The sequence below is a fragment of the Caballeronia telluris genome (genome assembly GCF_001544495.1).
In the GTDB taxonomy this organism is placed as follows: Bacteria; Pseudomonadota; Gammaproteobacteria; order Burkholderiales; family Burkholderiaceae; genus Caballeronia; species Caballeronia telluris.
This window is the reverse complement of record NZ_FCNZ02000009.1, coordinates 162,893-187,643: the sequence shown is the minus strand read 5'-3', so window position 1 is coordinate 187,643 and position 24,751 is coordinate 162,893. Positions and strand designations below refer to the sequence as shown.

The 24,751-nt window shown below is 66.1% G+C and carries 24 protein-coding genes; 12 read left to right on the top strand and 12 right to left on the bottom strand.

Annotated features, from left to right (window positions below):
• Positions 1 to 21: 21 nt before the first annotated feature.
• The 5 genes from AWB66_RS14045 to lpxK all read right to left on the bottom strand — a co-directional run bounded on the left by AWB66_RS14045 (position 22) and on the right by lpxK (position 3,902).
• Entirely contained in the window at positions 22 to 780 is a 759-nt protein-coding gene (locus AWB66_RS14045; protein WP_087630883.1) for a 3-hydroxyacyl-CoA dehydrogenase, read from the bottom strand.
• Between the two features lie 152 nt (positions 781 to 932).
• On the bottom strand, positions 933 to 1,595 hold the full coding sequence (adk, locus tag AWB66_RS14040) for an adenylate kinase (RefSeq protein WP_087630882.1): 663 nt from the start codon (positions 1,593 to 1,595) through the stop codon (positions 933 to 935).
• A gap of 297 nt (positions 1,596 to 1,892) precedes the next feature.
• The gene (gene kdsB / locus AWB66_RS14035) at positions 1,893 to 2,690 is read right to left on the bottom strand and encodes a 3-deoxy-manno-octulosonate cytidylyltransferase (RefSeq protein ID WP_087630881.1); all 798 of its coding nucleotides are present in this window, start codon (positions 2,688 to 2,690) and stop codon (positions 1,893 to 1,895) included.
• Between the two features lie 11 nt (positions 2,691 to 2,701).
• On the bottom strand, positions 2,702 to 2,905 hold the full coding sequence (locus tag AWB66_RS14030) for a Trm112 family protein (protein WP_087630880.1): 204 nt from the start codon (positions 2,903 to 2,905) through the stop codon (positions 2,702 to 2,704).
• Positions 2,886 to 3,902: a tetraacyldisaccharide 4'-kinase gene (lpxK, locus tag AWB66_RS14025; RefSeq protein ID WP_087630879.1), complete on the bottom strand. Its 1,017-nt coding sequence runs from the start codon at positions 3,900 to 3,902 to the stop codon at positions 2,886 to 2,888. The genes AWB66_RS14030 and lpxK overlap by 20 nt, the downstream gene beginning before the upstream one ends.
• Positions 3,903 to 4,394: 492 nt before the next feature.
• Here lpxK and xseA point away from each other — a divergent pair, with 492 nt between their 5' ends.
• Together xseA and sodB are read left to right on the top strand one after the other, a co-directional pair.
• On the top strand, positions 4,395 to 5,762 hold the full coding sequence (gene xseA, locus AWB66_RS14020) for an exodeoxyribonuclease VII large subunit (protein ID WP_087630878.1): 1,368 nt from the start codon (positions 4,395 to 4,397) through the stop codon (positions 5,760 to 5,762).
• A gap of 211 nt (positions 5,763 to 5,973) precedes the next feature.
• Positions 5,974 to 6,555, top strand: coding sequence for a superoxide dismutase [Fe] (gene sodB / locus AWB66_RS14015; RefSeq protein ID WP_087630877.1), 582 nt, complete (start codon positions 5,974 to 5,976; stop codon positions 6,553 to 6,555).
• A gap of 216 nt (positions 6,556 to 6,771) precedes the next feature.
• Here sodB and AWB66_RS14010 read toward each other — a convergent pair whose 3' ends face one another.
• The 3 genes from AWB66_RS14010 to AWB66_RS14000 are packed head-to-tail and all read right to left on the bottom strand — an operon-like array spanning position 6,772 to position 9,030.
• Positions 6,772 to 7,605, bottom strand: coding sequence for a class II glutamine amidotransferase (locus AWB66_RS14010; RefSeq protein WP_087630876.1), 834 nt, complete (start codon positions 7,603 to 7,605; stop codon positions 6,772 to 6,774).
• Positions 7,606 to 7,655: 50 nt separating this feature from the next.
• Complete coding sequence (locus tag AWB66_RS14005; protein ID WP_087630875.1) at positions 7,656 to 8,744, bottom strand: glycosyl hydrolase; 1,089 nt, start codon at positions 8,742 to 8,744, stop codon at positions 7,656 to 7,658.
• Entirely contained in the window at positions 8,734 to 9,030 is a 297-nt protein-coding gene (locus AWB66_RS14000) for a response regulator (RefSeq protein WP_087630874.1), read from the bottom strand. The genes AWB66_RS14005 and AWB66_RS14000 overlap by 11 nt, the downstream gene beginning before the upstream one ends.
• A gap of 293 nt (positions 9,031 to 9,323) precedes the next feature.
• On the opposite strand from AWB66_RS14000, the gene AWB66_RS13995 reads away from it, so the two are divergent.
• The 8 genes from AWB66_RS13995 to AWB66_RS13960 all read left to right on the top strand — a co-directional run bounded on the left by AWB66_RS13995 (position 9,324) and on the right by AWB66_RS13960 (position 16,942).
• Entirely contained in the window at positions 9,324 to 9,827 is a 504-nt protein-coding gene (locus AWB66_RS13995) for a hypothetical protein (protein WP_087630873.1), read from the top strand.
• Between the two features lie 304 nt (positions 9,828 to 10,131).
• On the top strand, positions 10,132 to 10,701 hold the full coding sequence (locus AWB66_RS13990) for a BPSL1445 family SYLF domain-containing lipoprotein (protein WP_087630872.1): 570 nt from the start codon (positions 10,132 to 10,134) through the stop codon (positions 10,699 to 10,701).
• 75 nt (positions 10,702 to 10,776) lie between these two features.
• Positions 10,777 to 11,886: an AI-2E family transporter gene (locus AWB66_RS13985; RefSeq protein WP_087630871.1), complete on the top strand. Its 1,110-nt coding sequence runs from the start codon at positions 10,777 to 10,779 to the stop codon at positions 11,884 to 11,886.
• Positions 11,887 to 11,931: 45 nt separating this feature from the next.
• Entirely contained in the window at positions 11,932 to 13,455 is a 1,524-nt protein-coding gene (locus AWB66_RS13980; protein ID WP_200818985.1) for an efflux transporter outer membrane subunit, read from the top strand.
• Positions 13,452 to 14,588, top strand: a complete 1,137-nt coding sequence (locus AWB66_RS13975) for an HlyD family secretion protein (protein WP_087630870.1) — start codon at positions 13,452 to 13,454, stop codon at positions 14,586 to 14,588. The genes AWB66_RS13980 and AWB66_RS13975 overlap by 4 nt, the downstream gene beginning before the upstream one ends.
• Before the next feature lie 7 nt (positions 14,589 to 14,595).
• Positions 14,596 to 15,609: a DUF2955 domain-containing protein gene (locus AWB66_RS13970; protein ID WP_087630869.1), complete on the top strand. Its 1,014-nt coding sequence runs from the start codon at positions 14,596 to 14,598 to the stop codon at positions 15,607 to 15,609.
• A 14-nt stretch (positions 15,610 to 15,623) separates the two neighbouring features.
• Positions 15,624 to 16,004 (top strand): potassium channel family protein, encoded by a 381-nt coding sequence (locus tag AWB66_RS13965; protein ID WP_087630868.1) that lies wholly within the window; start codon positions 15,624 to 15,626, stop codon positions 16,002 to 16,004.
• Positions 16,005 to 16,111: 107 nt separating this feature from the next.
• Entirely contained in the window at positions 16,112 to 16,942 is an 831-nt protein-coding gene (locus AWB66_RS13960) for a hypothetical protein (RefSeq protein ID WP_087630867.1), read from the top strand.
• Positions 16,943 to 17,087: 145 nt separating this feature from the next.
• Here the strand turns inward: AWB66_RS13960 and AWB66_RS13955 are convergent, their stop codons facing one another.
• Positions 17,088 to 17,357, bottom strand: a complete 270-nt coding sequence (locus tag AWB66_RS13955; RefSeq protein ID WP_087630866.1) for a hypothetical protein — start codon at positions 17,355 to 17,357, stop codon at positions 17,088 to 17,090.
• A gap of 276 nt (positions 17,358 to 17,633) precedes the next feature.
• Here AWB66_RS13955 and AWB66_RS13950 point away from each other — a divergent pair, with 276 nt between their 5' ends.
• Positions 17,634 to 18,323: a CBS domain-containing protein gene (locus AWB66_RS13950; protein ID WP_087630865.1), complete on the top strand. Its 690-nt coding sequence runs from the start codon at positions 17,634 to 17,636 to the stop codon at positions 18,321 to 18,323.
• Positions 18,324 to 18,432: 109 nt separating this feature from the next.
• On the opposite strand, the gene AWB66_RS13945 is transcribed toward AWB66_RS13950, so the two are convergent.
• The 3 genes from AWB66_RS13945 to mdtD all read right to left on the bottom strand — a co-directional run bounded on the left by AWB66_RS13945 (position 18,433) and on the right by mdtD (position 23,256).
• Positions 18,433 to 19,944 carry a Dyp-type peroxidase gene (locus AWB66_RS13945; RefSeq protein ID WP_125469724.1) on the bottom strand — a complete coding sequence of 504 codons (1,512 nt, stop codon included), beginning with the start codon at positions 19,942 to 19,944 and terminating at the stop codon, positions 18,433 to 18,435.
• 328 nt (positions 19,945 to 20,272) lie between these two features.
• Positions 20,273 to 21,547 (bottom strand): EAL domain-containing protein, encoded by a 1,275-nt coding sequence (locus AWB66_RS13940; protein ID WP_087630863.1) that lies wholly within the window; start codon positions 21,545 to 21,547, stop codon positions 20,273 to 20,275.
• Positions 21,548 to 21,807: 260 nt separating this feature from the next.
• Positions 21,808 to 23,256, bottom strand: coding sequence for a multidrug transporter subunit MdtD (gene mdtD, locus AWB66_RS13935; RefSeq protein WP_087630862.1), 1,449 nt, complete (start codon positions 23,254 to 23,256; stop codon positions 21,808 to 21,810).
• Between the two features lie 113 nt (positions 23,257 to 23,369).
• Between mdtD and AWB66_RS13930 the strand changes: the two genes are divergently transcribed.
• Positions 23,370 to 24,749, top strand: coding sequence for a CoA transferase (locus tag AWB66_RS13930; RefSeq protein ID WP_087630861.1), 1,380 nt, complete (start codon positions 23,370 to 23,372; stop codon positions 24,747 to 24,749).
• The last annotated feature ends 2 nt before the right edge of the window (positions 24,750 to 24,751 follow it).

The window sequence follows — 24,751 nt, the reverse complement described above, 5'->3', positions numbered from 1 at the left end:
GCCCGCGAAGGCCGCCGTTTTTCATTTCGGCTGCATGCGAATCGCGCCGTCCAGCCGGATCACTTCGCCGTTGAGCATCGGATTGTCGAAGATCTGCTTGACGAGCATCGCGAATTCGGCCGGCCGGCCAAGCCGCGAGGGAAACGGCACCATCGCGCCGAGCGCGTCCTGGACGTCCTGCGGCATGCCGAGCAGCATCGGCGTCTCGAAGATGCCGGGCGCGATCGTCATCACGCGGATCGCGTTGCGCGAGAGGTCGCGTGCGATCGGCAGCGTCATGCCCGCGACGCCGCTCTTCGATGCCGCATAGGCCGCCTGTCCGATTTGTCCGTCGAAAGCCGCGACCGACGCCGTGCTGACGATCACGCCGCGCTCGCCCGCTGCGTTCGGCTCGTTCTTCGACATCGCGGCCGCCGCGAGCCGGATCATGTTGAACGTGCCGATCAGGTTGACGGCGATCGTCTTCGCGAACAGGTCGAGCGGGTGAGGGCCGTCCCGGCCGACGGTCTTCGATGCCGGCGCGACGCCCGCGCAGTTCACGAGGCCGCGCAGGCTGCCGAGTTGCGTCGCGGCCTCGACGGCCTGTTTGCCGTCCGCTTCCTGACTCACGTCGCATTTCACGAACACGCCGCCCAGTTCTTTCGCGAGCGCTTCGCCCGCCGCTTCGTTCATGTCGGCGAGCACGACCTTGCCGCCGTGTTCCGTGACGAGGCGCGCGGTCGCGGCGCCGAGGCCAGATGCGCCGCCGGTGATCAAAAAGACGTTGTCTTGGATGTCCATGTCTCGCTCCTTGGCTTGAGTGTCGCTATGCGTGTTTTGAGGCCGGACGATTGTATCCGCCAGCTCGCGCGGCTTCGATTCTCCACGCGCGGAAAAACAAAACCCGCTCACGAAGAGCGGGTTTGCCAATGCAAATCGAAAAACGAAAGCGCTTATTTCAGCGCATCGAACACGCGCGTGCGGATGTCGTCAACGCTGCCGAGGCCCGAGATCTTCCGGTACTGCGGCGCCTTCAGGCCGCTCGCGCCGCCGTGCTGCGCCCAGTCGTTGTAGTACTGGATGAGCGGCTTGGTCTGCGCGACATACACGTCGAGCCGCTTCTTCACGGTCTCTTCCTTGTCGTCGTCGCGCTGGATCAGCGGTTCGCCGGTGACGTCGTCGACCATGTCGTTCTTCGGCGGGTTGAACTTCACGTGATACGTGCGCCCCGACGCCGCATGCACGCGACGTCCGCTCATGCGCACGATGATCTCGTCGAACGGGACGTCGATTTCGAGCACGTAGTCGATCGCGACGTTCGCCTGCTTCATGGCTTCCGCCTGCGGCAGCGTGCGCGGGAAGCCGTCGAACAGATAGCCGTTCGCGCAGTCCGGCTGTTGCAGCCGTTCCTTCACGAGATTGATGATGAGCGTGTCCGGAACCAGCTCGCCGGCGTCCATGAAACCCTTCGCCTCGACGCCGAGTGGCGACCCCGCCTTGACCGCGGCGCGCAGCATGTCGCCCGTCGAGATCTGCGGAATGCCGAACTTTTCCTTGATGAAGTTTGCCTGGGTGCCCTTGCCCGCGCCGGGTGCGCCCAACAGGATCAAACGCATGGTGATATCTCCGAATCGTATTGAAACCTGCGTCGCGAGGCTTGACATGCATCCGGTGATGCCGCGCTCGTGCGGCGTCAAGCGTGGCGGCGCGGCCGGTCGGAGAGACGGCGCGGCACCAGTCGACAGCGGCGCGATGTTGAGCGTGGCGCTGACCGGATGGCTCGCGCTAATCGTTTGATTATGCCACGGCTCGTCATAATCGCGACCGTTAAAAACGGCTGTGATGCCCGTTATTCGGGCGAGAGCGGGGGTTTACACGACTTGTGCCGAAGACGCGGCATGCGCCTTCGCGCGTCAGTTTCCTCGCTCGAAAAGCGCCTGTACGCGCGCGAGATCGGCGGGGGTATCGACACCCGGCGGCGGCGCGTCGTGCGTGACGAGCACGGCGATGCGCTCGCCATGCCAGAGCGCGCGCAATTGTTCGAGCGCTTCGGCTTCTTCGATCGGCGCCTGCGCGAGCGTCGGATAGACGCGCAGGAATTTCGCGCGATACGCATAGAGGCCGATGTGGCGCAGCACGTTCGGCGGCACGGCGGGCAGCGCGGCGAGCGCAGCGACATCGGGCCAGCGCGATTGCCACGCGTCGCGCGACCAGGGAATCGGCGCGCGCGAGAAGTAGAGCGCGACGCTCCGCGCGTCGAGCACGACCTTCACGACGTTCGGGCTGAAGACGTCGGCGGGATCGTGGATCGGATGCGCGGCGGTCGCGATCGCGCACAACGAATGCGCCGCGAGATGCGCGGCGACATCGCGCACGAGTTGCGGGTCGATCAGCGGTTCGTCGCCCTGAACGTTGACGACGATGGTGTCGTCGCTCCAGCCGAAATGCGTCGCGACTTCGGCGAGGCGGTCCGTGCCGGTCGGATGATCGGCGCGCGTTTGCAGCACGTCGATCCCGTGTTCCTTCGCGATGTCCACGACGCGCGGCGAGTCGGTCGCGATCAGCACCTGCTGCGCGCCCGAAAGCCGCGCGCGCTCGGCGACGCGCACGACCATCGGTTTGCCGCCGATGTCGGCGAGCGGCTTGTTCGGCAGCCGCGTGGACGCGAGCCGCGCCGGAATCACGGCGACGAAATCGACGGGAGCGTTCATCGTCGCGGCGCTCAGTTGCCGCTGGGCTTGAGCGGCTCGACGGGCGTGCCTTCGACGGTCTGGCGCGCTTCGTCGGCGAGCATCACGGGGATGCCGTCGCGGATCGGATAGGCGAGCTTGTCCGCGCTGCAGATGAGCTCCTGCGCCGCGCGATCGTAGTTGAGCGGGCCCTTGCAGATCGGGCAGACGAGGATTTCAAAGAGGCGTGCGTCCACGGAGTTTCTCCACAACTAGGGCGATGAGGCGGGGCTTCAGCACGGCTTCCACTGGGACGACCCAGATGCGCGCGTCGCGCCAGGCCCCGAATTTTACTGCATCCTTCTCGGTGATCAGGATGGCGTCGGCGTCGATGCCGGCGAACGGATTCTCGCGATACGCGTAGTGATCGGGGAAGGCGCGCGTCGCGGGCGTGATGCCCGCCGCGCGCAGCGTCGCGAAGAAGCGCTCGGGCGAGCCGATGCCCGCCGCCGCCACGACCCTCTCGCCCGCGAACTGCGCGAGCGACCGGCGCATGGACGGATCGTCGAGGAGCCACGCGTCGCCGGGCGAGAGGTCGAGCGGGAACGTGTTCGGCCACGGCGGCAGCGTGCGCTCGTAGGGACTGTTGACGAGCGTCGCATCGCGGCGTCGCGACATCGGTTCGCGCAGGGGACCGGCGGGCAGCAGGAAGTTGTTGCCGCCGAGCCGGTCGTCGAACACGACGAGCTCGAACGCGCGGGCGAGCCGGTAATGCTGCAGGCCGTCGTCGCTCACGATCACGTCCACCGACGCATTCGCCTTCAGCAGCGCCTGCGCCGCCGCGACGCGGTCGGGGCTCACGTACACCGGCGCATGCGTGCGGCGCGCGATCAGGAGCGGTTCGTCGCCGACCTTGTCCGGCGAACTCGATGCGGTGACGGCGGTCGGCGCTTCGATCTTCGCGCCGTAACCGCGCGACACGACGCCCGGCTGGAACCCGGCGGCGCGTAGCGCCTCGACGAGCGCGATCACGGTCGGCGTCTTGCCGGTCCCGCCGACGGTCACGTTGCCGACGATCACGACCGGCACGCCGACATCGACCCGCTTCATCCAGCCGAGGTCGAAGAGCGCGCGGCGCGTTGCGGCGATGGCGCCGAACACGCAGGCGAACGGCGTGAGCGCCCACGCGACGTAGCCGCGCTTGCGCCATTCGCGCGCGAGGAAGGTTTCGATCGGCGGCTTGAGATCAGACATGGACCGCCCGCCGGCCGCGGATGTTGACGTGGACGCGCGCAGGGACGACCGGCGTGAAAGGGTGCGACGGATTCAGCATCGGCATGGATCTCCGAGAAACTTGCTCGACCGCTCGCGATCGCGACCGGTGCACGAACCCGGCACTCTAGCGCGGGCGGGCCGCGCGCGCCAGTCGCGAAAACTGGCGGCAATGGCCGGCCGGAGCGCGCCGCGCGGGAATCCACAACCTGTGGATAACTCTGTGAAGAACTTGCGCCCGAAATCGCCCAAAGCCGCGTCAGGAAAGAGTTGCTCCGGCAATGCGAACGGTTCCATAAATATTCTCCTTCAAAATCAACGACTTATTTCCATGCTACGGCCTTCCGGAGCGACTTCGCAGCGCCGGTCGGTAAGTCCTGCTGTGTGGACACTTGCTACACTCCGAGTCCTTTTTTAACGTGTCCTGGCCGAATGGCGTATCGTCCGGCAGGTCTACAAACACTCCGCGCTGCCATGAATTCCGATCCTCTGTCATCGCCAGGCGGCGATGCCGTCGTCCCCGTTTCCGCGCTGAATCGCGCGATCGGCACCCTGCTCGAACGGTCGTTTCCGCTCGTGTGGGTGTCGGGCGAAGTGTCGAATTTCACGCGCGCCGCGAGCGGTCACTGGTACTTCTCGATCAAGGACGCGCAGGCGCAGATGCGCTGCGTCATGTTCCGCGGCCGTGCGCAGTACGCCGAATTTACGCCGCGCGAGGGCGACAAGATCGAAGTGCGCGCGCTCGTCACGATGTACGAGCCGCGCGGCGAATTGCAGTTGAATGTCGAAGCGGTGAGGCGCACGGGGCAGGGACGGCTCTTCGAAGCGTTCCTGCGCCTGAAGGCGCAACTCGAAAGCGAGGGCCTGTTCGCCGCCGAACGAAAGCGCGCGCTGCCCGCGCATCCGCGCGCGGTCGGCATCGTGACGTCGCTACAGGCCGCCGCGTTGCGCGACGTGCTGACCACGCTTTGCCGCCGCGCGCCGCACGTGCCGGTCATCGTCTATCCGGCGCCGGTGCAGGGCGCGGGCGTCGGCGCGAAGCTCGCCGCGATGGTCGAGGCGGCGAACGCGCGGCGCGAAGTGGATGTGCTGATCGTGTGCCGGGGCGGCGGATCGATCGAGGACCTGTGGGCGTTCAACGAGGAAGTGCTCGCGCGCGCGATCGCGGAGAGCGCGCTGCCGGTGGTGAGCGGCGTCGGGCACGAGACCGATTTCACGATCGCCGATTTTGCCGCCGACGTCCGCGCGCCGACGCCGACTGCCGCCGCCGAACTCGTCAGTCCGCAGCGCGTGCTGCTGCTGCGCGATCTGGATCACCGGCACGCGGCGCTCGCGCGCGCGTTCGGGCGCATGATGGAACGCCGCGAGCAGCAACTCGACTGGCTCGCGCGACGGCTCGTGAGCCCGGCCGAGCGGCTTGAGCGTCAGCGCGTGCATCTTCGGCAACTGGCGATGCGGCTCGTCTCTGCGGGTGCGCGTCCGGCGCGCGAAGCGCGCGCCCGCTTTGCGATGGCGCAGTTGCGCTGGCAGCGCCTGCGCCCGGATCTCGGCGCCGAACGCGAGCATCTGATGCGGGTGGCGCAGCGATTGCGCACATCGCAAGGCAGGCGTCACGAGCGGGAGGCGGCGCGCGTGTCGGAGTTGTCGGCGCGCTTGCAGGTGCTGAGTCCGCGGCGCACACTGGAACGCGGCTACGCGGCGCTGATCGATACGCAGACGGGCCGTGCATTGCGCGCGCCGGGCGCGCTGAAACCGAAGCGCGCGCTGACCGTGCATCTCGCCGAAGGCAGCGCGGATGTCCTCATCGCCGACGTGCAGCCGCGTCTCTCCGACGAGTTTTGAAGGATGCGTTTTCTGCATCCGCGAATGTATTTTTGACGCCTCTCGAACGAGGCAGTCGAGCATTATTTACGCCGCACAGAAGGCGCCGAAAGCGATCCTGCTCATAAAGGGCATGCGGTTTGCGGGGTTATCCCAACTCGCCTACAATCCATTGCTCCACTGCCTCACTCCTCACAGTCCCCACAAATCAACATAGAAGGAAGCTCGCACCATGGAACATACGCTCCCGCCGCTGCCGTTCGACAAGAACGCGCTCGCTCCGCACATGTCGGAAGAAACGCTTGAGTACCACTATGGCAAGCATCACCAGACCTATGTGACGAACCTGAACAAGTTGATTCCGGGCACCGAATTCGAGAACCTTCCCCTCGAAGAGATCGTGAAGAAGTCGTCGGGCGGTGTGTTCAACAACTCGGCTCAGGTCTGGAACCACACGTTTTTCTGGAACAGCCTGTCGCCGAATGGCGGCGGCGCTCCGTCGGGCGCGCTCGGCGACGCGATCAACGCCAAGTGGGGCTCCTACGACAAGTTCAAGGAAGAATTCGCGAAGGTTGCCATCGCGACGTTCGGCTCGGGCTGGGCATGGCTCGTGAAGAAGGCGGACGGCACGCTCGACATCGTGTCGACGAGCAACGCCGCCACGCCGCTCACCACCGACTCGAAGGCGGTCCTGACGATCGACGTGTGGGAACACGCGTATTACATCGACTATCGCAATGCGCGTCCGAAGTTCGTCGAGGCTTACTGGAACATCGTTAACTGGGACTTCGCCACGAAGAATTTCGGCGCGTGAGTCGTTTGTTCAGCGGGATGATTCGCGACAGGATTTGAAAGATGTAGCGTGTTTGAAAGCCCTCCGACGTGAGGGCTTTTTTATGCGTTCGCGGTGTGCGCTGCTTTTAGCCGGCGCGCGGCCAGCGTCGGTTCAGTTTCACCGTGGGCCGCACGCGTTCGCGCAGCCATTGGCGCGCGGCGCGCTTGACGCCGGTGAGGCCGACGATGTGTCTGCTCACGGCAGCGCGGGCGTGAATGCACGATGTTCGACGCTCGACCCGCGCGCGACGAGCGCCGCGCTCTCGGGTATCTCCTGCCATGCGCCGGGAAGGTCGACCAGCGGCTCCGACAAGACCAGAAAGGCGTCGTCGCCCGCCACCTTGATGCGTGGATCGTCGGGATACAGTTCGCGCAAATGCCGAAACGAATTACTGTGAAAGAGCGAGCGTGACTCTGTCTCACTCGAATAGCGAACGGCGACGATCTGCTCGCCGTCGGTCGCGCAGACGGTCATGTTGAGCGGATGCTCGATGCCATGTCTTCGCCCCGTTGCCTCGATGACCGCGACCATGCGCTCGATCGCCTGAACCGGTTCGACTTGCAGGCCGAACGTGAGCGCGAGGAAGAACATGACTTCGGAATCGGTGGAACCTTCTACCGACGCGAACAGCGCCGGATCGATCGCGAGCATCAGGTCGCGTCTGACCTTGGGGTACTCGCGTATCAGGCCGTTGTGCATGAAGAGCCAGCGTCCATAACGAAACGGATGGCAGTTGGTTTCCTGGGCGGGCGTATCGGTGGCCGCGCGAATGTGCGCGACGAAAAGCGGCGAACGGATGGCGCGCGCGGCTTCCCGCAGATTGCGGTCGCTCCAGGCCGGTTGCACGCAGCGATAGCGAAACGGGGTGTCCGACGCAGGCGCGTACCAGCCGACGCCGAAGCCATCGCCGTTGGTGGTCGTATGGCCGAGGCGTGAATGCAGGCTCTGATCGATCAGTGAATGCTGGGCGCGGAACAGCACCGCTTCGAGTTGAACGGGGTTGCCCTTGTACGCGAGCCAACGACACATGATGCGTCTCCTGGTGAACGTCGATGCACTTCTTCCAAAGTCCTTTCGACTCAAGCCGGATTCGCCGCGACGAAGTCCCTGAACGCAAAATACGCGGGATTCTTCAACTTGCCGTCCGCCTGGATCAGCCCGTAGTCCGGATCGATAACACAGTACATCATCACCGATTCGATGCCGTACTTGTCCCTGATCGACCGGTATTGTTTGAGCGCCTTCGTCACATAGTCGGCTGCCGACTGCTGCGTGTCCCCGCTGCCGGCCCAGCCCCATTCCGTCAGCCAGATCGGCACGCCGAACGAATCCTTCAGCACCTGCAACACGTCCACGCAGGCGTTGAGACGCCCGCCGCACTGGATGTCGCCGGAAGTCTTGTACCAGTGATAGCTCGTGAAATCCCAGCGCAGTGCCGCCGCGCCCGACACGCCCGCTGCGCTGCCATCGGGCGACATGCCGTTCCACAGCATCTGCAACGCGCGATAGGCCATCGGAATGCCGACGTTGACGCCGCATTTGATGGACGGATCGATCGACTTCACGCCGTCGATCATCCCGCGCAAAGCGCCGCGAAACGACGGCCAGTAGGCCGGGTTCCAGTCGGACGAGAGACTGCCGTCGCCGCCGATCTTGAGCGGCACATCGAGTTCGTTGCCGCATTCGATGTGCGTCACGAGCCCCTTCAGCGGGCGCGCGCAGTTCGCTCCGAGGTCGTGGCCGAGCGTGTACGCCGCCGCTTCCGTGCTGCTCCAGTCCCAGCCGGCCGAGTACGGATTGAGCATAGGCAGGATCGAGACGCCGCTGCCCGCGAACGCGCCCTTCAACGCATCGGCGAGCACCTGCGACATGACGCTGCCCGCGACGTCGCAGCGGTAGTTGGTCACGCCGAGATCCTTGAGGATGGCGAGTTGCTCGGCAGCCGACATCGTCTTGTAGATGCCGGTGCCAAATCCCATGTGGCCGTTCATGCCGTAGAAAAGACCTTGCGCCGATGAAACCGGCTGGGGCGCCTTGCCGACGTTGTCCGTGGATGGGCCGCCCCCGCCCCCGCCGCACGCCGCGAGCACGCCGCTGCCCGCCGAGGCCAGCATCATCGAGAGAAAGGTTCTGCGCGACGTGACGGTCGCGAGACGACTAGTCGCCATGATCGGCGAGCGCCCGTTGCAATTCATGAATCCCGGCCGGTTTGACGAGATGATGTGCGAACCCCGCTTCGTCCGACCGCCGGCGGTCCTCGTCCTGACCATATCCGGTGTACGCGACAAAGATGGCGTCCTCGGCGCCCGACAAGGCGCGAAGTTCGCGAGGCAGTTCGTAGCCGTTCATGCCGGGCAGCCCGGCGCAGTCGGGCCGCAACATCAAGAGCGGGCTGGGTATCGCTTCGAACAGAAGCTGGAAATCCTCAGCCGGCAACGGACTCTGACTGTCCATGGCGTGAAGTCCAACGAGGGACAAACCTCCTCAAGATAGGAAGCTGGCACTAACGGACAGTGTATAAAGGCTCATCGCGTTATCAAAGTGCCTTTTTCAAAGACTTTTATTCGCCCGTCATTCGATCGGCATAAATGTCTGCTCCGCCGTTTCGCGCGCATTCATCGCGTGGCGACGCAACGGCGCACATATCGAAATCGTGGTTTCCTGCGCGCTTCAATACCTGGAATACGATTGAGAAAGCAGCGGGCGAGTGCCCGAATCCGTCGCGGCGCCATTGCGGGAGAGAACCCATGTCGATTCGATTCGCAAGCTGGCTGGTCTCGTTCGGGGCGCTCGCGCTCTTCGCCTGTGCGCAGCCGCACGAGCAGGTCGCGCCCGGCGAGGATTCGTCTGCGCTGATCGCGCGCCTCGGACCGCCGCGCGAAACGTACGACCTCCAGAACGGCGGCAAGCGCCTGATGTGGCCGACCCAGCCGATGGGTTCGACGACCACCGCAGCGGACGTCGATGCGTCGGGCAAGGTGGTGAGCGTGCGCCAGATGCTGCGGGAAACGGAGTTCTATCGCGCCGAAGTCGGAAAATGGACGCGCAACGACGTGCTCGTCAATTTCGGCAAGCCCTTCGAGACGGCCTACTTCAAGCGCACGGACCGGCAGGTGTGGTCATATCGGTACATGGAGAACAACATCGATCACCTGATCTACAACTTCTCGTTCGACAATCAGGGCGTCCTGCGCGAGACGCAGAAGATGCCCGACCCGATGTACGAACGCGACCGGCGCGGGCGGTTTTAGATCACGTTCGCTGGTTCCCTTCGAGTTCATCGCATTACGAGCGCCAGGTTTTCCGTCCCGAGCGGGTCAAGCATTGCGTCACGTCGGCTCACGCCGCCTCCGTGACCTTGGACCAAAGTCCAATACCTGCCGACGTGTGTCAGTCCTATTCTTGACCTGACGTGTTTTTGTTCCGAGATTCACCTGACAAGTTCAACGGCCGCTTAGCGGCTGTTGTCGGTTCGGCGTGATTTGCACGAGACGAGAGCGGCAATCTCCGGTGCGCGACAGCCCAATCGGCCGCATTTCAATCGAGGAGACTTTCATGAACCGTCGTACCTTCTTTTCGCTGACCGCCATCGCCATGGCTAGTTCGCTGGCCGCGTGCAACACGGCTTCGACACCGACGGAAGCGTCCAACAAGCGCCGTGAAATCGACTCCGCTGTCGATGCCGCGCTCAGCAAGCTGTACAGTTCGACGCCCGGTGCGCAGGCGCAGGGCGCCAAGGCCCGTGCCATTCTCGTCTTTCCGTCGGTGATCGCCGCGGGTCTCGTGGTCGGCGGCGAATATGGCGAAGGCGCGCTGCGCGCAGGAGGGTCGTCGGTCGGCTATTACAAGACCAGTACCGCATCGTTCGGCTTGCAGATCGGCGCCCAGTCCAAGGCGGTGTTTCTCATGTTCATGACCGACGACGCGCTGAATAAATTCCGCACGAGCGACAAGGGCTGGACGGCCGGCGTGGATGGCTCGGTGGCGGTGGCGAAGACGGGCGCCAACGGTGCACTCGACACCGCGACGACGAATTCGCCCATCGTCGGTTACGTGCTGACCAACACCGGCCTGATGGCCAATCTCAGCTTCGAAGGCACCAAGGTCAGCAAGCTCGATATCTGATGTCGGTGCTGCGGCGCGTAACCGGTGAAGCGCGGTTGCGGCACATGCGCGAAGTGACCTGCCGGGAGAAAAGTCATGCTGCTCACACCGACGAGCCGGCGGGTGCTGTCCAAGGAACTGCTTGATGTCCTGATCCGCGCGGGGCTCGTGGCTGTTCTCGCCATGTTCTGTTTCAGGATCTTCGCCCCGTTCCTCAACCTCATGGTCTGGGCGTTGATCCTCGCCATCACGCTATATCCGCTTCAAGCCAGACTCCGGCGCAGGTTCGCCAACAAGGACGGACTGACCGCCACGCTCATCATCCTCATCGCGTTCGTCGTCATTCTCGTGCCGACTTATCTGCTCGGCGTCGCGGTCGGCGATTCGATCGAGCATGCGAAGGACATGTTCAAAAGCGGTGAATTCCACGTGCCGCCGCCGGCCGACTCGGTGGCGAGCTGGCCGCTGGTCGGCCAGAAGGTGCATGACTTCTGGCAGCAGGCATCGACGGACCTCACCGGTCTCGCGCAGAAGTTCGCGCCGCAACTCAAGGAGGCCGGTCTCGCGCTGCTCGGAACCATTACCGGTCTCGGCGCGGGGCTGCTGCTGTTCTTCGCGGCCCTGATCGTCGCCGGCATCCTCATGGCGTATGGCGCGTTGGGCCACAAGAGCGCAGTGGAGATCGCCGCGCGCATCTTCGGCCCGGAAAACGGCTCGCAGATCGCCGGTCTTTGCACGGCCACCATTCGCGCGGTCGCGCAGGGCGTGGTCGGGATCGCGTTCATCCAGATGCTGCTCATCGGCGTCGCGTTCATCGTCATGGGTATTCCGGGCGCGGGTCTGCTCGCGCTCGCGGTGCTCTTGATCGGCATCATGCAGTTGCCCGCCACGCTGATCACCGTGCCCGTGATCGCCTTCGTGATCGTCACGGAAGGCGCGAACGTCATGACGATCATCTTCTCGGTCTATGTGTTCGTCGCGGGGCTTGCCGATAACGTGCTCAAGCCGATGATGCTCGGCCGCGGCGTCGCCGTGCCCATGCCCGTGGTGCTGATCGGCGCGCTCGGCGGCATGGTGACGGGCGGCGTGATCGGCCTGTTCATCGGACCCGTGATGCTGGCAGTCGGGTATCAGCTGTTCTGGCGATGGGTGAGAGACCCGAACCAGCCGCCGCCCGTCGAGATCCAGGAACAAAAGCAGTCTTGATGCTGCGGGGACGTGTCCGTGTCGCCTTTCATACGCTCTTACAGGATGGCGATACTGCTCGGCGCAGGGTGTCTGAGCGGATGCATGCGAGTGGGTCCGGACTTTCAGCCGCCGCCTGAGCGCTTGCGCGAGCACTGGAGCAGCGAGTCGATCGCGCGGGTCACGCAACAGGCGGCGCAGCCCGACGTGCGGCAGTGGTGGCAAATTTTCAGCGACGCAAACCTCGATCGCCTGATCGCGCAAGCCGATGCCAGCAATGGCGATGTGAAGATCGCCGGCCTGCGTGTCATCGAGGCCCGCGCCCAACTGGGCATCGCGCTCGCGGGACGCTACCCGCAGGTGCAGCAGGCCAACGCCGACGTGTTTTACTCGGCGGGAAAGCGTTCGGATGGATTCAACACCCGCTCGGGCGGTTACTGGCAGTACGGCGCGGGCTTGAGCATCGGCTGGGAACTCGATTTCTGGGGGCGTTTCAGCCGCGCGATCGAATCGGCCGACGCCGCGTTCTTCGCGGCGCAAGCCAACCGCGATGCGGCGCTGGTGCTGTTGCACGCGCAGGTCGCGGATACATATTTCACGCTGCGCACGGCCGAGGCGCGTCTGCGCATTGCGCGCGAGAACGCCCAGTTGCAAAAGCGCAGCTTCGAGATTGCCCGGAAACTCTTCAAGAGCGGCGAGACCGACGAACTCGATCTCCAGCAGGCAAAGACGCAGTATCTCGGGACACTGAGCAGCATTCCCGAGTTCGAAAGCCAGATCGTGCTTGCGCATCATGCGCTGGCCGCGCTGATCGGGCGGCCGCCCGGCCCGCTGCCGGAACTCGACGTGCAGTCGGGCAAGGAGGGCGTCGTGCCGCTGGTGGACCATGTGGTGTTGCAGGACGTGCCGGCGGATCTGCTGTTGCGTCGCCCCGACGTTCTCGCCGCCGAGTACCAGATGGCCGCGCAATCGGCGCTCATCGGCGTGGCGAAAGCCGATCTCTATCCGTCCGTCTCCTTGCTGGGCTCGCTCGTGTGGAGCGCGAGTTCGCTGACCGGCTCACCGAACACGCTGGCCCTGGTGGCCGGCCCGAGCGTCACATGGAACATTTTCGATCACGGGCGAATCACCAACAACGTGCGCGTGCAGGACGCGCGCCTGCAACAGTTGACCGTCGCCTACCAGAACACCGTGCGCTCGGCGGCCCGCGAGGCCGACGACGCCGCCACGGCGCTGATCGCCGCCTTGCAGCGAGACACCATCCTGAACGACGCGCAAGGGGCCGCGCGGCGCTCGCTCACGCTCGCCAATACGATCTACCGCGAAGGGTACTCGGACTTCCAGCGCGTCCTCGATGCGCAGCGTGCACTTTTCGCGCAACAGGACAACTACGTCGTCAACCGCAGCAACGCGGTGGGCGGTCTGATTGCGCTCTACAAGGCGCTCGGCGGCGGCTGGTATTCGGAACAGCCGCTCGTCGATGCCGCGACGCGCCGGCAGATGCAGCAACGCACCGACTGGGGCGACTTGCTGGACGCGCCGAATGCTGCGTCCGCCACCAGAAGCCCGTCTGAAGAAGCGTCCCCATGAGCGACAAGCCCGAGCCGACCGCCACGCCGCCGAATCCGCCGCCGAATCCGCCGGCGCCTTCCGCCGAGCCGTCGGGCAAAGCGGTGAAGGTGGTGGTGTGCGTGATCGTCGTCAGCCTGATCTGGTATCTGCTCGCCGATCGTTTTACGCCTTACACGCAACAGGCGCGCGTTCAGGCCTATGTCGTGTCCGTCGCGGCGGAAGCGTCGGGGCGCGTAACCCGCGTCTTCGTGCACAACAACCAGGAAGTCAGCGCGGGCGACGTGCTCTTCGAGATCGACGGCGAGCCCTACCGGATCGCCGTCGATCGCGCACGGGCCGACCTGGAGTCGACGCGCCGGCAGATCGGCGCGGGCACGGCCGGGATCGACGCGGCGCGCGCCTCGTTGCGCGCGGCCATCGCGAACGAGATCAAGGCGCGTCAGGACAGCGAGCGCCTCGACAGGCTGTACCGCGACGACGAAGGCACCGTCTCCCTGCGACGTCTCGAAGTGGCGCGGGCGGCGCACGAGCAGGCAGAGAGTCAGGTCGTCGCGGCACGCGCCGAAGTGGAGCGGGCACGCGAGCAACAGGGCGGCAACGAGTCGGAGAACGCGCAGTTGCGCGCCGCTGCCGCCGGGCTCGAAAAAGCCGAACTCGATCTTGCCAACACGCGCATCACGGCGCGCTCGGGTGGCGTCATCACGGATTTGCGCGCGGAGGTCGGCCAGTTCGCCGCGGCCGGCAACCCCGTCATGACGCTGATCGCCATCCGCGATGTGTGGATCAGCGCGGACATGACCGAAAACAATCTGGCGCATCTGCAGCCCGGCACGGCCGTGTCGATTGCGCTCGACGCACTGCCGGGCGAAGTGTTCCAGGGGCGGGTTCGCACTATCGGATATGGCGTGAGCGTGGGCCAGCCTGCGCCGCCCGGCAGCCTGCCGACCGTGCAGAACAGCCGCGACTGGCTGCGCCCTGCGCAACGCTTTCCCGTCATCGTCGAGTTCGATCAGGGGGAGCGGGCGCGTCTGCATAACGTTCGCGTCGGCGGGCAGGCCGAGGTGATGGCGTTTCCCGGTTCGGGCAATCCGCTCAATCCGCTCGGCAGCGTGTTCCTGCGCGTGATGAGCTGGTTTTCATACCTCTACTGAGACGCCCATGCAACGCGAGCTTCGGCGGCCTGATTATCGAACCTTGCGCATGGCCGTCGGGACCGCGCTGTGTCTCTCGATCAGCTTCGCACTCGACCTGCCGATTCCCGTGGTCGCGCCGGTCTTCGCCGTCTTTCTGCTCGCGACGCACACGCGTCCGCTGTCGTTCAAGACCGGCGTGGCCCTCGCGTTGGTCGTCGCGTTGACGACGGGCAGCGGCCTCTTGCTCGTCCCGTTGCTTCGGCATTACGCGTTCGCTGGCGTGATGCTCGTCGGCCTCCTGCTGTTCCTTGCGTTTCGCTATGGTCTGCGCGGCGGGAACAATCTGGTCTCGACGTTCCTCGCGGCCGGACTCACGATGATCTCCGCTGCCGGAACCGCCGACTTCCAACTGGCCGCGACGGTCGTCGGCGCGCTGGTGCAGGGACTCTTGCTTGCCGTGCTGGTGTCGGGCGTCACTCACATGCTGTTTCCCGAGCCCGCGAGCGCGCGGGCGCCGCCCGCCGCCCGGGTCATGCCGGACGATCAGGCGGTGCGCATCGCGCTGCGCGCCGCGCTCGTGGTCATGCCGGCGTATCTGCTCGCGATGGCCGATCCGGCGAGCTACATGCCGATCATCATGAAGTCCGTCAGTCTCGGCAGACAAAGCTGCACCACGACCGCTCGCAGCGCGGCGCGCGATCTGATCGGTTCCACGTTGCTCGGGGGTCTGCTCGCGATTCTGTTCTGGTTTGCGCTCAAGCTCTTCGTGCATCTGTGGATGTTCTTTCTGTGGATGCTGCTGTTCGGCTTGCTGGTGGGACGCAAGCTCTATGGCATCGACCCGACGCGCTACTCGACGGGCTTCTGGCTGAACAGCCTGATCACGATGATCATCCTGCTCGGCCAGTCGGTGCAGGACAGCGCAGCGGGAAAGGACGTCTACACGGCGTTCGCGGTGCGCATGGGGCTCTTCGTGGCGGTCACGGTTTACGCGTGTCTGATGCTGCTGATTTTCGAGCAGCGAAGCCGCGCGCGATGAAGGAGGTGCCGGCAATGGGCAATGCAACGCGCGACGCGGTGGTTCACCTGCGCGCACGCGACATCCTGCGGGAATCGGGCAGGACGCTCTGGTATCTGCGAGCGATTCTGGCCGGGCTTCTGGTCGTGTTCGTGTTGCTGACGCTCGCCATGTATTACATGGGAAACCCGGTCGAGACCGTGAAGCGAACGCCTTCGCCGATGGCGGAGACCGTGTACTTCTGCGCGATCACGGCGCTGACCATCGGATACGGCGACGTGGTCCCGACGTCGACGTTCGGGCGCATCGACGCGATCTTGCTGGGCATGGTCGGCATGGTGTTCACGGGGCTGATTGTTGCCGCGGCAGTCAGGGGCGTCCAGGAAGCGGCGCGCCGGGCGAGCCTTCAGGACTAGTCCTGGAAGCGCGGCCGGAACAACGGGACTGGCAATTCGGCGGTCTCGCAACACTGCGCCGGCGCGTGGCGGATACGCATCCGCGTGGAGAGAGACAGGAGGACATCATGACTCGACGCTCGACCTGCATCGCCGCGTTGACGACGGCTGCGCTGACGACTGCGCCAGGCGGCTGGGCGTTCGCGGCCGACTCCGCTCCGGTCGATGCCGGCACGCCGTGGCAGTTCGCCGTGGGACCGTACCTCTGGTTGCCCGAGGTGAGCGGGACGCTGCGCTTCACGGTGCCCGGCGGCGGCGCCGACGCGTCCAGCGGCCCGTACAACTATCTTCAGAACCTGAGGTTCGCGCTGATGCTGCAGGGAGAGGCGCGCAAGGGCGAGTGGAGCATCTTCGCCGACGGCATCTACCTCAACTTCGGCCGGCACGAGGCATCTGTCAATGCGACGAACGGTGTCCTCGGCACGCGCGAAACGCAGCAGGACGTACAGACGAGTTTCGCGGGCACGCTGATCCAACTGGGCGCCAGCCGCACGCTCGTCTGGCGGGAATGGGGATACCTCGATGCGGTCGCGGGGATGCGCTATCTCGGCGTGAAGGGCACACTCGACGTCGGAATCGCGGCGACAGTCGGCTCAGGACCCGGCGCCAGTTCGGACGTCCACGTCGGACAGATGCAGAACCTCTTCAATGGTTTTGCGGGCGTGCGCGGACGAGCGACCATCACGCGGGACGGCGCGTGGTACATCCCGTTCTATCTCGACGTGGGGGCGGGCACTTCGAAGTTCACATGGCAGGCGCTGACGGGGGTGGCCTACGCCACGAGGCGGGTCGACTTCGGCCTGCTCTATCGCTACCTCGCGTTTTACGGCTCGGGCGATCAACTCGTGCAAACGCTGCGCTTCAACGGCCCGAGCGTGAACGTGACCTTCAAGTTCTGATGGCGCTTCGGCGCTCGGCCCGAACGCGAGACAACGGCCTGCGGTGTTGCACCCGGCGAAACGCACACGCCTGGTCACAACCGTCGCGCGGCGGCCGATGCGTTTTCCGCCGCTGGCGGGCACGCCATGCGACCGGCGCGCTTCGTCAGTACTTGATGTCCCGTTTTTGCTGACGGCCTTCCTGCTTCGTATCGCGCTTGTCGTGCCGGCACTGCGAATTGCTCTTCTGGTTTGCGGCGCGACAGTCGACCTTGCCCGTGCGCGCTTCGTGCTTGGCAGCCTGGTTTGTGTTCCTGCCTTGCTGGCGTTGTTGCGACTGAGTGGTAGCGAGTGCCGCGTCCGATAGCGCCAGAAGTCCGGCGGCGGCCAGCATTGCGCCCGTCGCCCTCCAGAATCCGAATCTCGATTCGACCATGTCACGCTCCTCCGTGTCTGGTTGAAATGGCGGTCCGCGTTCGCTTGCTCGCCGCGAGCCTTCCATCGCCGACGACCCATGATGGCACGAACGCGCGCCGCCGGGAGCGAATTCACACGCGGCGTCCTTGAAACGTCTGGCTTCGTGCAAGCTCGTGTTCTACTCTCTCAGTTCCGGCGGACAGAACAGCGAGCGGCTTGATCGTCGCACGATTCCGATAGCACAATGGGTCCATCGCCGTCGACGAGACGGGCCGTCCAACCGAAGGAGACGCACATGCGAGCTGTCGACATCATGACGACGTCGGTCATCACCGCCGATCCGGAGATGACCGTGCGCATCGCGGCGGGAACGATGGTTTTCGCCGGCATCAGCGGTATGCCGGTGATCGATCCGGACGGCAAACTCGTCGGCATGGTCACGGAAGGCGACCTGATGCGCCGGGAGGAAATCGGCACCGGCAAACGTCAGTCGTGGTGGCTGGAATCGCTGGCATCGACCACCGATCTCGCGAACATGTATGTCAAGGAGAACGCGACCAAGGTCAAGGATGTGATGAGCACCGACATCGTCACCATCGCCGAAGCGTGTCCGGTCGCCGAGATCGCCGAGTTGCTGGACGCGCGGCGCATCAAGCGCGTGCCCGTCGTCCGCGATGGCAAGCTGGTGGGTGTGGTCAGCCGGGCGAACCTGATCCGCGCCCTCGTGACGGTGGTGCCGAAGCAGCCGGCCGTGGCCGAGGGCGACGACGCCGGTCTGCGCGAAGCCATTCTCGTTGCGATGACGGGTCATCGCTGGGCGCTTCCTCGGGAGAGCGTGATCGTCAAGGACGCCGTCGCGCATCTCTTTGCGATTGCACGGAGCGACGAAGAACGGCGAGCCATTCGCGTCGCCGCCGAGACCGTGCCGGGCGTGAAGGAGGTCGTGATGCACACCGAGCCGCCGGCGTCCCCCGAGGCGAAGTAAGCAGCAGGGCAGACCCGAGACGCGGCCAGCGCCGCCATGCGCGTAATAAAAAGCGCTTCGGGCGGTTGCCCGCCCGAAGCGCGAAATCAGCGGCATCGCAAGCCGCGCGTTACACCGCCTGCAGCCCGACTCCACGCAGGAATGTGAGCGACGGCGCGAAGAAGTATTCGCCGCCCTTCATCGTGACGAACGCATCGAAGCCGATTGTCTGCGGCTGCGCGCCCGGCGTGTGACCGTCGAGCCAGGTGTGCTCGTGACTGGGCGCATCGGCGGTCTGGCCGATGATCGGATCGATCCCTGTCGACGGCCGCATCTGCGACGGCACGATGTTCGCCACGAACGCCTTGTTGTTCGCCCACGACTTCTGCGTGAACTCGAACTGGTTCTCGATGTTCGCCATGTACGCCATGAAAAGCAGCCCGGCGTCCTTCTCCGGCTCGTGCCCGGCATCGGCGAATTCGCTCAGGTCGGCGCTGTGCGGACGCAGCGCGCCGTAGGTGATGCCGCGCCGCGCCATGATCGGCCGGCGCCCCGGTTCCAGATCGGTCGCGCCGGTGATGCGCTCGATGTCGCCGCGCGGATTCACCTTGCGGATGTGCGCATGAAACGGGCACTTCGCGGCATTCGGATCGGCGGCATAGTCGAAGTTGTTCGGCGGCGCGAGACCGGCCTCGTGATCCGAGAGCACGAGCGGCGTGCCGTCCTCGAAGCGCCCGACGACCATCGCGCCCGCGCGGTCGAGCTGCACCTTCTGCGCGTCGGTGAGATCGCCTTCTTCGGCGGTGATGCCGAAGAGCTTGCGCCCGAGCGCGTCCTCGGCCGCGTTGAAGCCGCGCACGTTCTGCTCCAGCTTGCGGAACACGAAGTAGCTGCCCGCCGACATCGGCCCGCTGCCGTTCGGATCGTTGACCAGAAACTGCGACGGCTTGAAGCGGAAGTCCCAGCCGCCCGTCGAGAGCGCTTCTTCGTCGATGTCTTCCTGCAGGAAAAGCGGCTGGCTGCGGCCGTCGACATAACCGAAATGTTCGACGCCTTCCGCGACGCCCGGCCGGAAATTGCGCGTCTGCTGCAGGCCGCGCTCGACGGCAAGGACGGTCACGCCCGTCAGCGCGAGCCATGCCTTGACGGCGTCGGCGTCGGCCGCGACGGCTTGCGGGTCGGCGTCGGCGATCAGGAACATCGCGTCGGGCTTGGTGTCCGCCCAGCCTTCGTGGTCCCACTTGCAGCGATCCGGGTCGCCCAGGTCCGCGGCGCGATCGGCCATGCCCGCGCGAAATGCCTCGCCCGGCGGAATCTCGACGTTCGGCCCGAGCGCCTGATAGCCGCTCGCGCTGAGAAAGAGGGTTCGCAGCGTGCCGCCGTCGAGAAAGGGCGGCAGGCGCTTGTTGGCGCGCAGTTGCTCGTAGGCGCTCGTGCAGGCCTGTCCCAGCGCGCGGACGATGCCCGCGGTCTGGCCCGGGTCGAGGCCCTGGAAGCTCATGAACACGTGCGCGCTGTGATGGCGCCCGTGGCCCTTGAGGATGTTCGCTTGCAGGTCGTCGAGAAAGGCGCGCGTATCGGCGTCGACGGCGGCTTGCGTCCAGCGCACGGGGGTATCGAGGAGGGTGGTCAGTGAAGGCATGTTTTACGGCTCCGGATGAAACGGGTTGGGACAAGCCCGGCCACGATCTGACTCAAGCATCGGGCGACCTGTCTCGGACGCGTCGCCCGCGCTTGACGCGTGAGCGGAACGCGAGCGGATCAAAGGGGGATCAAAGGTCAATCGAGCCCGGCAGCCGACGCGCAAGGCTGCCGAAAGCTAAACCCAAGCGTAGTGCGCTTCCGGTTCGCAGCGTTATGACGATCTGACGAATCGCTAGGACGATCTTGCGGGGGAGTGCGGGAGGGAGGTGAGAACGTCGGCGGCGGCGCATCGGGCCGCCGCCGACGATGGCGCGAAACGCCGCGCTTCAGACACGCCGGATGGCGGCGTCCCAGTTGATGTCGACGCACAGCACCTGAAGGCCGTGCGGCGTCTGTGCCGCGATCGACGCCGTGACGCACAGGTGCGCCTCGTTGATCGACAGATACGGCGCCGTCAGGTGCACGCGGCCGGGGGCGCGCAGCGCCTCGATGAAATATGGACGGCGCTCCCAGCTCGCGCCCTCGGAATGCAGGAGCGGACTGAAGCGCTTCGCCCGCTGCGACGTGCGCACGACCGGCACCACGTTGTCGCCGATCTGGCGGCCCGCGTGATCCAGCAGGAAGCAGCGCGCGGTGTCGAGCAATTGCAGCAGGTCGCGCGTGGCCGCCGCGAGCGAATCGCCGCCGACGAGCCGCGCCGCCGCGCCCTCGAGCCCGCTGACGTACGGTTCGAGCCGCGCCGCCTGCGCGCGCTCGCGCGCCGCGGCGCGTTCGCGCGACGCGGCCGAAAGCGTGTCCATCAGATGGGCGGCGGCCTGCGGCTTGACGGCATCGACGTTCGGTCCGGCGAAATAGGCGCCCTGCACGAAGTCCACATTCGATTCCAGCGCGATCAGCGCGTCGCGCTCGGTGGCGAGGCCGCCCATCAGCACCAGTTGCCCCGATTCGTGCAGCAGCGACACGAGCCCCGGCAAGACGCGCTCGATGTGCTTGTGCTCGCTCGCCTGCTGGAGGATGCAGCGGTCGAGCGACACGATATCCGGCCGCAACTGCCACACGCGGTCGATGTTGGAATGCTTGACGCCGAAGCCGTCGAGCGAGATCAGGAAACCCGACTTGCGCAGCGAATCGATGATCTCCGTGAAGCGCGTCGTCTCGCCGCCCGCCTGCTCGGGCACTTCCAGCACGACGCGTTGCGGCGGCAGGCCGAGTTCCTTCAGCGCGGCGAGCAGCGCGTCGCCGTAGCTCATGTCCATCAGCGCGGCGGGGTGCAGGCTCAGGAAGAGCCACTCGTCGTGGCTGTCGAAGGCGAAGAAGTTGCCCAGATGCAGCGATTCCGCGAGCCGTCCGAGTTCCAGCAGGTCGCCGCGCCGGGCGGCCTGCGTGAAGACCTCGTGCGACGGCACGTGTCGCTCGGCATCGTCGCGCGCGCGCAACGACGCGTGATAGCCGACCGCGCGCCGGTGCGACACGGAGAACACCGGCTGGAACACGCTGAACACCGTGTATTCGCCGTACAGGACGGTGCGCCGCGAGCCGTCGTCGCCAGCGACGGGGCGCGGCGGCTGGAAGCGGGGAGGGTCGAGATCAACCATGCTCATGGTGTCGGGGCTGTCGGGTGCGCTGGCGAGTTGACGTAGCCATCGAGTTTACAGGATAGGCGCCTGTCCGTCCGAGCAAGAACCATGCGCGTCTGGCGTTTATTCGTGATGGCGGGCGGATTTTGTGTGTTCATTGGGCCGCCCGCGCGACGCGCCCCAGCGCGCTGCGTCGCCCCATGCGCGGTCGTGACGCGAGGCGGTGCCGCGCGCACTATTCGTGTGCGTCGCGCACGACCGGACGGCGGAATTCGCAGGAACGCCTAGTTCGATTCGGACGGATCGGGTTTGCGCTTCGCCGCCGCGCGGATCTCCGGCGCGAGCTGCGCGAAGATCCACGCGGTCGCCGCCGTGATGACGCCGACGCACAGGAAAGTCGCGTGGAAGGCGGGCAGCGAATTGCTCTCGGTGACGCGCGGCAGGATGCCGGTGAAGGTCGCGAGGATCGCGCCGGCGACGGTCACGCCAAGGCTCATCGAGAGCATCTGCACGAGCGAAAACAGGCTGTTGCCGCTCGACGCGCCGCCCGTGCCGAGGTCCTTCAGCGTGAGCGTGTTCATCGCGGTGAACTGCATCGAATTGACGCCGCCGAAGATCGCCAGTTGCACGAGCCGCAGCCACAGCGGCTGGTCGACGCTCACGAGCGAGAAGCTCGCCATCATCAGCCCGACGAGCACGGTGTTCACGACGAGCACGCGCCGGTAGCCGTGGCGCTCGATGAGGCGCGTGACGAGCCGCTTGCACAGCATGCCCGCGGCGGCCACCGGCAGCATCATCATGCCCGCCTGGAACGCGCTATAGCCGAGGCTCACCTGCAGGAGCAGCGGAATCAGATACGGCATCGCCCCGCTGCCGATCCGCGCGAACAGGTTGCCGAGCAGGCCGACGCTGAACGTGTGGATCTTGAAGAGATCGAGCGAGAAGATCGGCTGGGCGGCGCGCGTCGCGTGCAGCCCGTAGGCGACGAAGCAGCCGAAGCTCAGGATCAGCAGGACGAGCACGATGGCGTGCGCGAGGCCGAGATCGGCGAGGCCGTCGAGGGAGATCGTCAGCGCGACCATGCCGACGGCGAGCAGCAGATAGCCCGCGAGATCGAAGGGCGGCGTCGCCGGGTTGCGGCTGTCGGGCATGTAGAGATGCGTCGCGATGCAGCCAGCGATGCCCACCGGCACGTTGATCAGAAAGATCCAGTGCCAGGACGCGATCTGCACGAGCCAGCCGCCGAGCGTCGGGCCGATCAGCGGGCCGATCAGCCCCGGAATCGCGACGAATGCGAGCGCGGACAGATAGCGCTCGGCCGGAAACACCCGCAGCACCGCGAGCCGCCCGACCGGCAAGAGCATCGCGCCCCCCACGCCCTGCACGACGCGGTAGATCACGAGCTGCGTGAGCGACTGCGCGTTCGCGCACAGCAGCGAACCGATCGCGAACACGAGGATCGCGCTGAAGAACACGCGCCGCGTGCCGAGCTTGTCGGCGAGCCAGCCGGAGAACGGAATCATCATCGCCATCGTGAGCGAGTACGCGATCACGACGCCCTGCATGCGCAGCGGCGCTTCGCCGAGGCTTCTCGCCATCGCGGGCAGCGCGGTGTTGACGATCGTCGAGTCCAGCGTCTGCATGAAGAAGCCCGTCGCGACGAGCCACAGCATGATCGTGAGCGACCGGTCGGAGGGCGCGGCGGGAGCGGGCGAGGTCAGGGTGTCGGGCATGAGGGCGGGCGCGGCGCGGCCTTTGAAGGGCGAAGGCCCATGATTTTACGGTTGATCCGCGCTTCGTGCCGCCCGTAGACTGGCGGTTCCGGCAACCCGTCAGGGGCATTTCGATGACTCCGCTCGAACAGGTCTGGCACGCGGCGCGGTGCGATCCGGCCGCGCTGTCGCGCGTCACGGTGACGGGCGGCGATCCGCAATTGCCTTCGGTGTATCGCGTGGCGCGGCTTGCGACGGCCGTGATCGCTGCCGAGGCGCTCGCCGCCGCCGAGTGCTTTCGCGTGCGCACGGGCCGCGAGCAGCACGTCGAAGTCGCCGCACGGCGCGCGTGCGTCGCGTTTCGCAGCGAGCGCTATCTGCGCATTGACGACGGCCCCGCTCCCGAACTGCGCGATCCGCTGACGGGCTTCTTCGAAACGCGCGACGGCCGCTGGCTCCAGCTTCACGCGAATTTCGCGCACCATCGCGCGGGCATCGTGACACTGCTCGGTTGCGCCGACGATCCCGCTTCGGTCGCGGCGGCGATCCGCAACCGCGATGGCGCCGAGCTCGATCAGGCGCTGGGCGACGAGGGACTCTGCGCCGCGCTGATCCGCTCGCCCGACGAATGGGCCGCGCTGCCGCAGGCGCAGGCGCTGGCGAACCTGCCGCTCCTGGAAATCGAACGCATCGGCGACGCGCCCGCCATGCCGATCGGCGATCCGGCGGGCGCCGCGCCGCTCTCGGGCGTGCGCGTGCTGGACCTGTCGCGGATCATCGCGGGGCCGGTCGGCGGGCGCACGCTCGCGCAGCACGGCGCCGACGTGCTGCTCATCAACGGCCCGCATCTGCCGAATATCGCGCCGCTCGTGATCGACAACGGGCGCGGCAAGCGCTCGGCGACGCTCGATCTGCGCGAGCCCAACGGCCGCGATACGCTGCGCGCGCTCCTCGGTCAAGCCGATGTCTTCCTGCAATCGTACCGGCCAGACGCGCTCGCGGCGCGCGGCTTCGGCCCCGGCGATGCGGCGCGGATCAGGCCCGGCATCGTCTACGTGACGGTGTCGGCGTATGGGCACGAAGGACCGTGGTCGACCCGGCGCGGGTTCGACAGTCTCGTGCAGTCGGCGAGCGGCATCGCGTGGACCGAGGCGCGCGCGGCCGGCCAGGCGAAGCCGCGCCATCTGCCGTGCCAGGCGCTCGATCACGCGACGGGCTATCTCGCGGCGTTCGGCGCGATGGTCGCGCTGCAACGCCGCGCGAGGGAAGGAGGAAGCTGGCTGGTGCGGGTGTCGCTCGCGCAGACCGGCCGCTGGCTGCAATCGATGGGCACGCTCGACGACGGCCAGCGCACCCACGACCCGGCTTTCGACGAGGTGCAGGACGCGCTGCTGACGATGGATTCGCCTTTCGGCAAGCTCACCTGCACGCAGCCGGCCGAACGCATGCCCGAGACGCCACCGCGCTGGGCGCGGCCGCCCGTGCCGATCGGCACCGACGAACCGCGCTGGTGAAC

Bases quoted from the DNA above. Each gene is read 5' to 3' on its own strand.
- AWB66_RS14045 (WP_087630883.1), bottom strand. From the start codon at position 780: ATGGACATCCAAGACAACGTCTTTTTGATCACCGGCGGCGCATCTGGC.
- adk (WP_087630882.1), bottom strand. From the start codon at position 1,595: ATGCGTTTGATCCTGTTGGGCGCACCCGGCGCGGGCAAGGGCACCCAG.
- kdsB (WP_087630881.1), bottom strand. From the start codon at position 2,690: ATGAACGCTCCCGTCGATTTCGTCGCCGTGATTCCGGCGCGGCTCGCG.
- lpxK (WP_087630879.1), bottom strand. From the start codon at position 3,902: ATGTCTGATCTCAAGCCGCCGATCGAAACCTTCCTCGCGCGCGAATGG.
- xseA (WP_087630878.1), top strand. From the start codon at position 4,395: ATGAATTCCGATCCTCTGTCATCGCCAGGCGGCGATGCCGTCGTCCCC.
- sodB (WP_087630877.1), top strand. From the start codon at position 5,974: ATGGAACATACGCTCCCGCCGCTGCCGTTCGACAAGAACGCGCTCGCT.
- AWB66_RS14010 (WP_087630876.1), bottom strand. From the start codon at position 7,605: ATGTGTCGTTGGCTCGCGTACAAGGGCAACCCCGTTCAACTCGAAGCG.
- AWB66_RS14005 (WP_087630875.1), bottom strand. From the start codon at position 8,744: ATGGCGACTAGTCGTCTCGCGACCGTCACGTCGCGCAGAACCTTTCTC.
- AWB66_RS14000 (WP_087630874.1), bottom strand. From the start codon at position 9,030: ATGGACAGTCAGAGTCCGTTGCCGGCTGAGGATTTCCAGCTTCTGTTC.
- AWB66_RS13995 (WP_087630873.1), top strand. From the start codon at position 9,324: ATGTCGATTCGATTCGCAAGCTGGCTGGTCTCGTTCGGGGCGCTCGCG.
- AWB66_RS13990 (WP_087630872.1), top strand. From the start codon at position 10,132: ATGAACCGTCGTACCTTCTTTTCGCTGACCGCCATCGCCATGGCTAGT.
- AWB66_RS13985 (WP_087630871.1), top strand. From the start codon at position 10,777: ATGCTGCTCACACCGACGAGCCGGCGGGTGCTGTCCAAGGAACTGCTT.
- AWB66_RS13980 (WP_200818985.1), top strand. From the start codon at position 11,932: ATGGCGATACTGCTCGGCGCAGGGTGTCTGAGCGGATGCATGCGAGTG.
- AWB66_RS13975 (WP_087630870.1), top strand. From the start codon at position 13,452: ATGAGCGACAAGCCCGAGCCGACCGCCACGCCGCCGAATCCGCCGCCG.
- AWB66_RS13970 (WP_087630869.1), top strand. From the start codon at position 14,596: ATGCAACGCGAGCTTCGGCGGCCTGATTATCGAACCTTGCGCATGGCC.
- AWB66_RS13965 (WP_087630868.1), top strand. From the start codon at position 15,624: ATGGGCAATGCAACGCGCGACGCGGTGGTTCACCTGCGCGCACGCGAC.
- AWB66_RS13960 (WP_087630867.1), top strand. From the start codon at position 16,112: ATGACTCGACGCTCGACCTGCATCGCCGCGTTGACGACGGCTGCGCTG.
- AWB66_RS13955 (WP_087630866.1), bottom strand. From the start codon at position 17,357: ATGGTCGAATCGAGATTCGGATTCTGGAGGGCGACGGGCGCAATGCTG.
- AWB66_RS13950 (WP_087630865.1), top strand. From the start codon at position 17,634: ATGCGAGCTGTCGACATCATGACGACGTCGGTCATCACCGCCGATCCG.
- AWB66_RS13945 (WP_125469724.1), bottom strand. From the start codon at position 19,944: ATGCCTTCACTGACCACCCTCCTCGATACCCCCGTGCGCTGGACGCAA.
- AWB66_RS13940 (WP_087630863.1), bottom strand. From the start codon at position 21,547: ATGAGCATGGTTGATCTCGACCCTCCCCGCTTCCAGCCGCCGCGCCCC.
- mdtD (WP_087630862.1), bottom strand. From the start codon at position 23,256: ATGCCCGACACCCTGACCTCGCCCGCTCCCGCCGCGCCCTCCGACCGG.
- AWB66_RS13930 (WP_087630861.1), top strand. From the start codon at position 23,370: ATGACTCCGCTCGAACAGGTCTGGCACGCGGCGCGGTGCGATCCGGCC.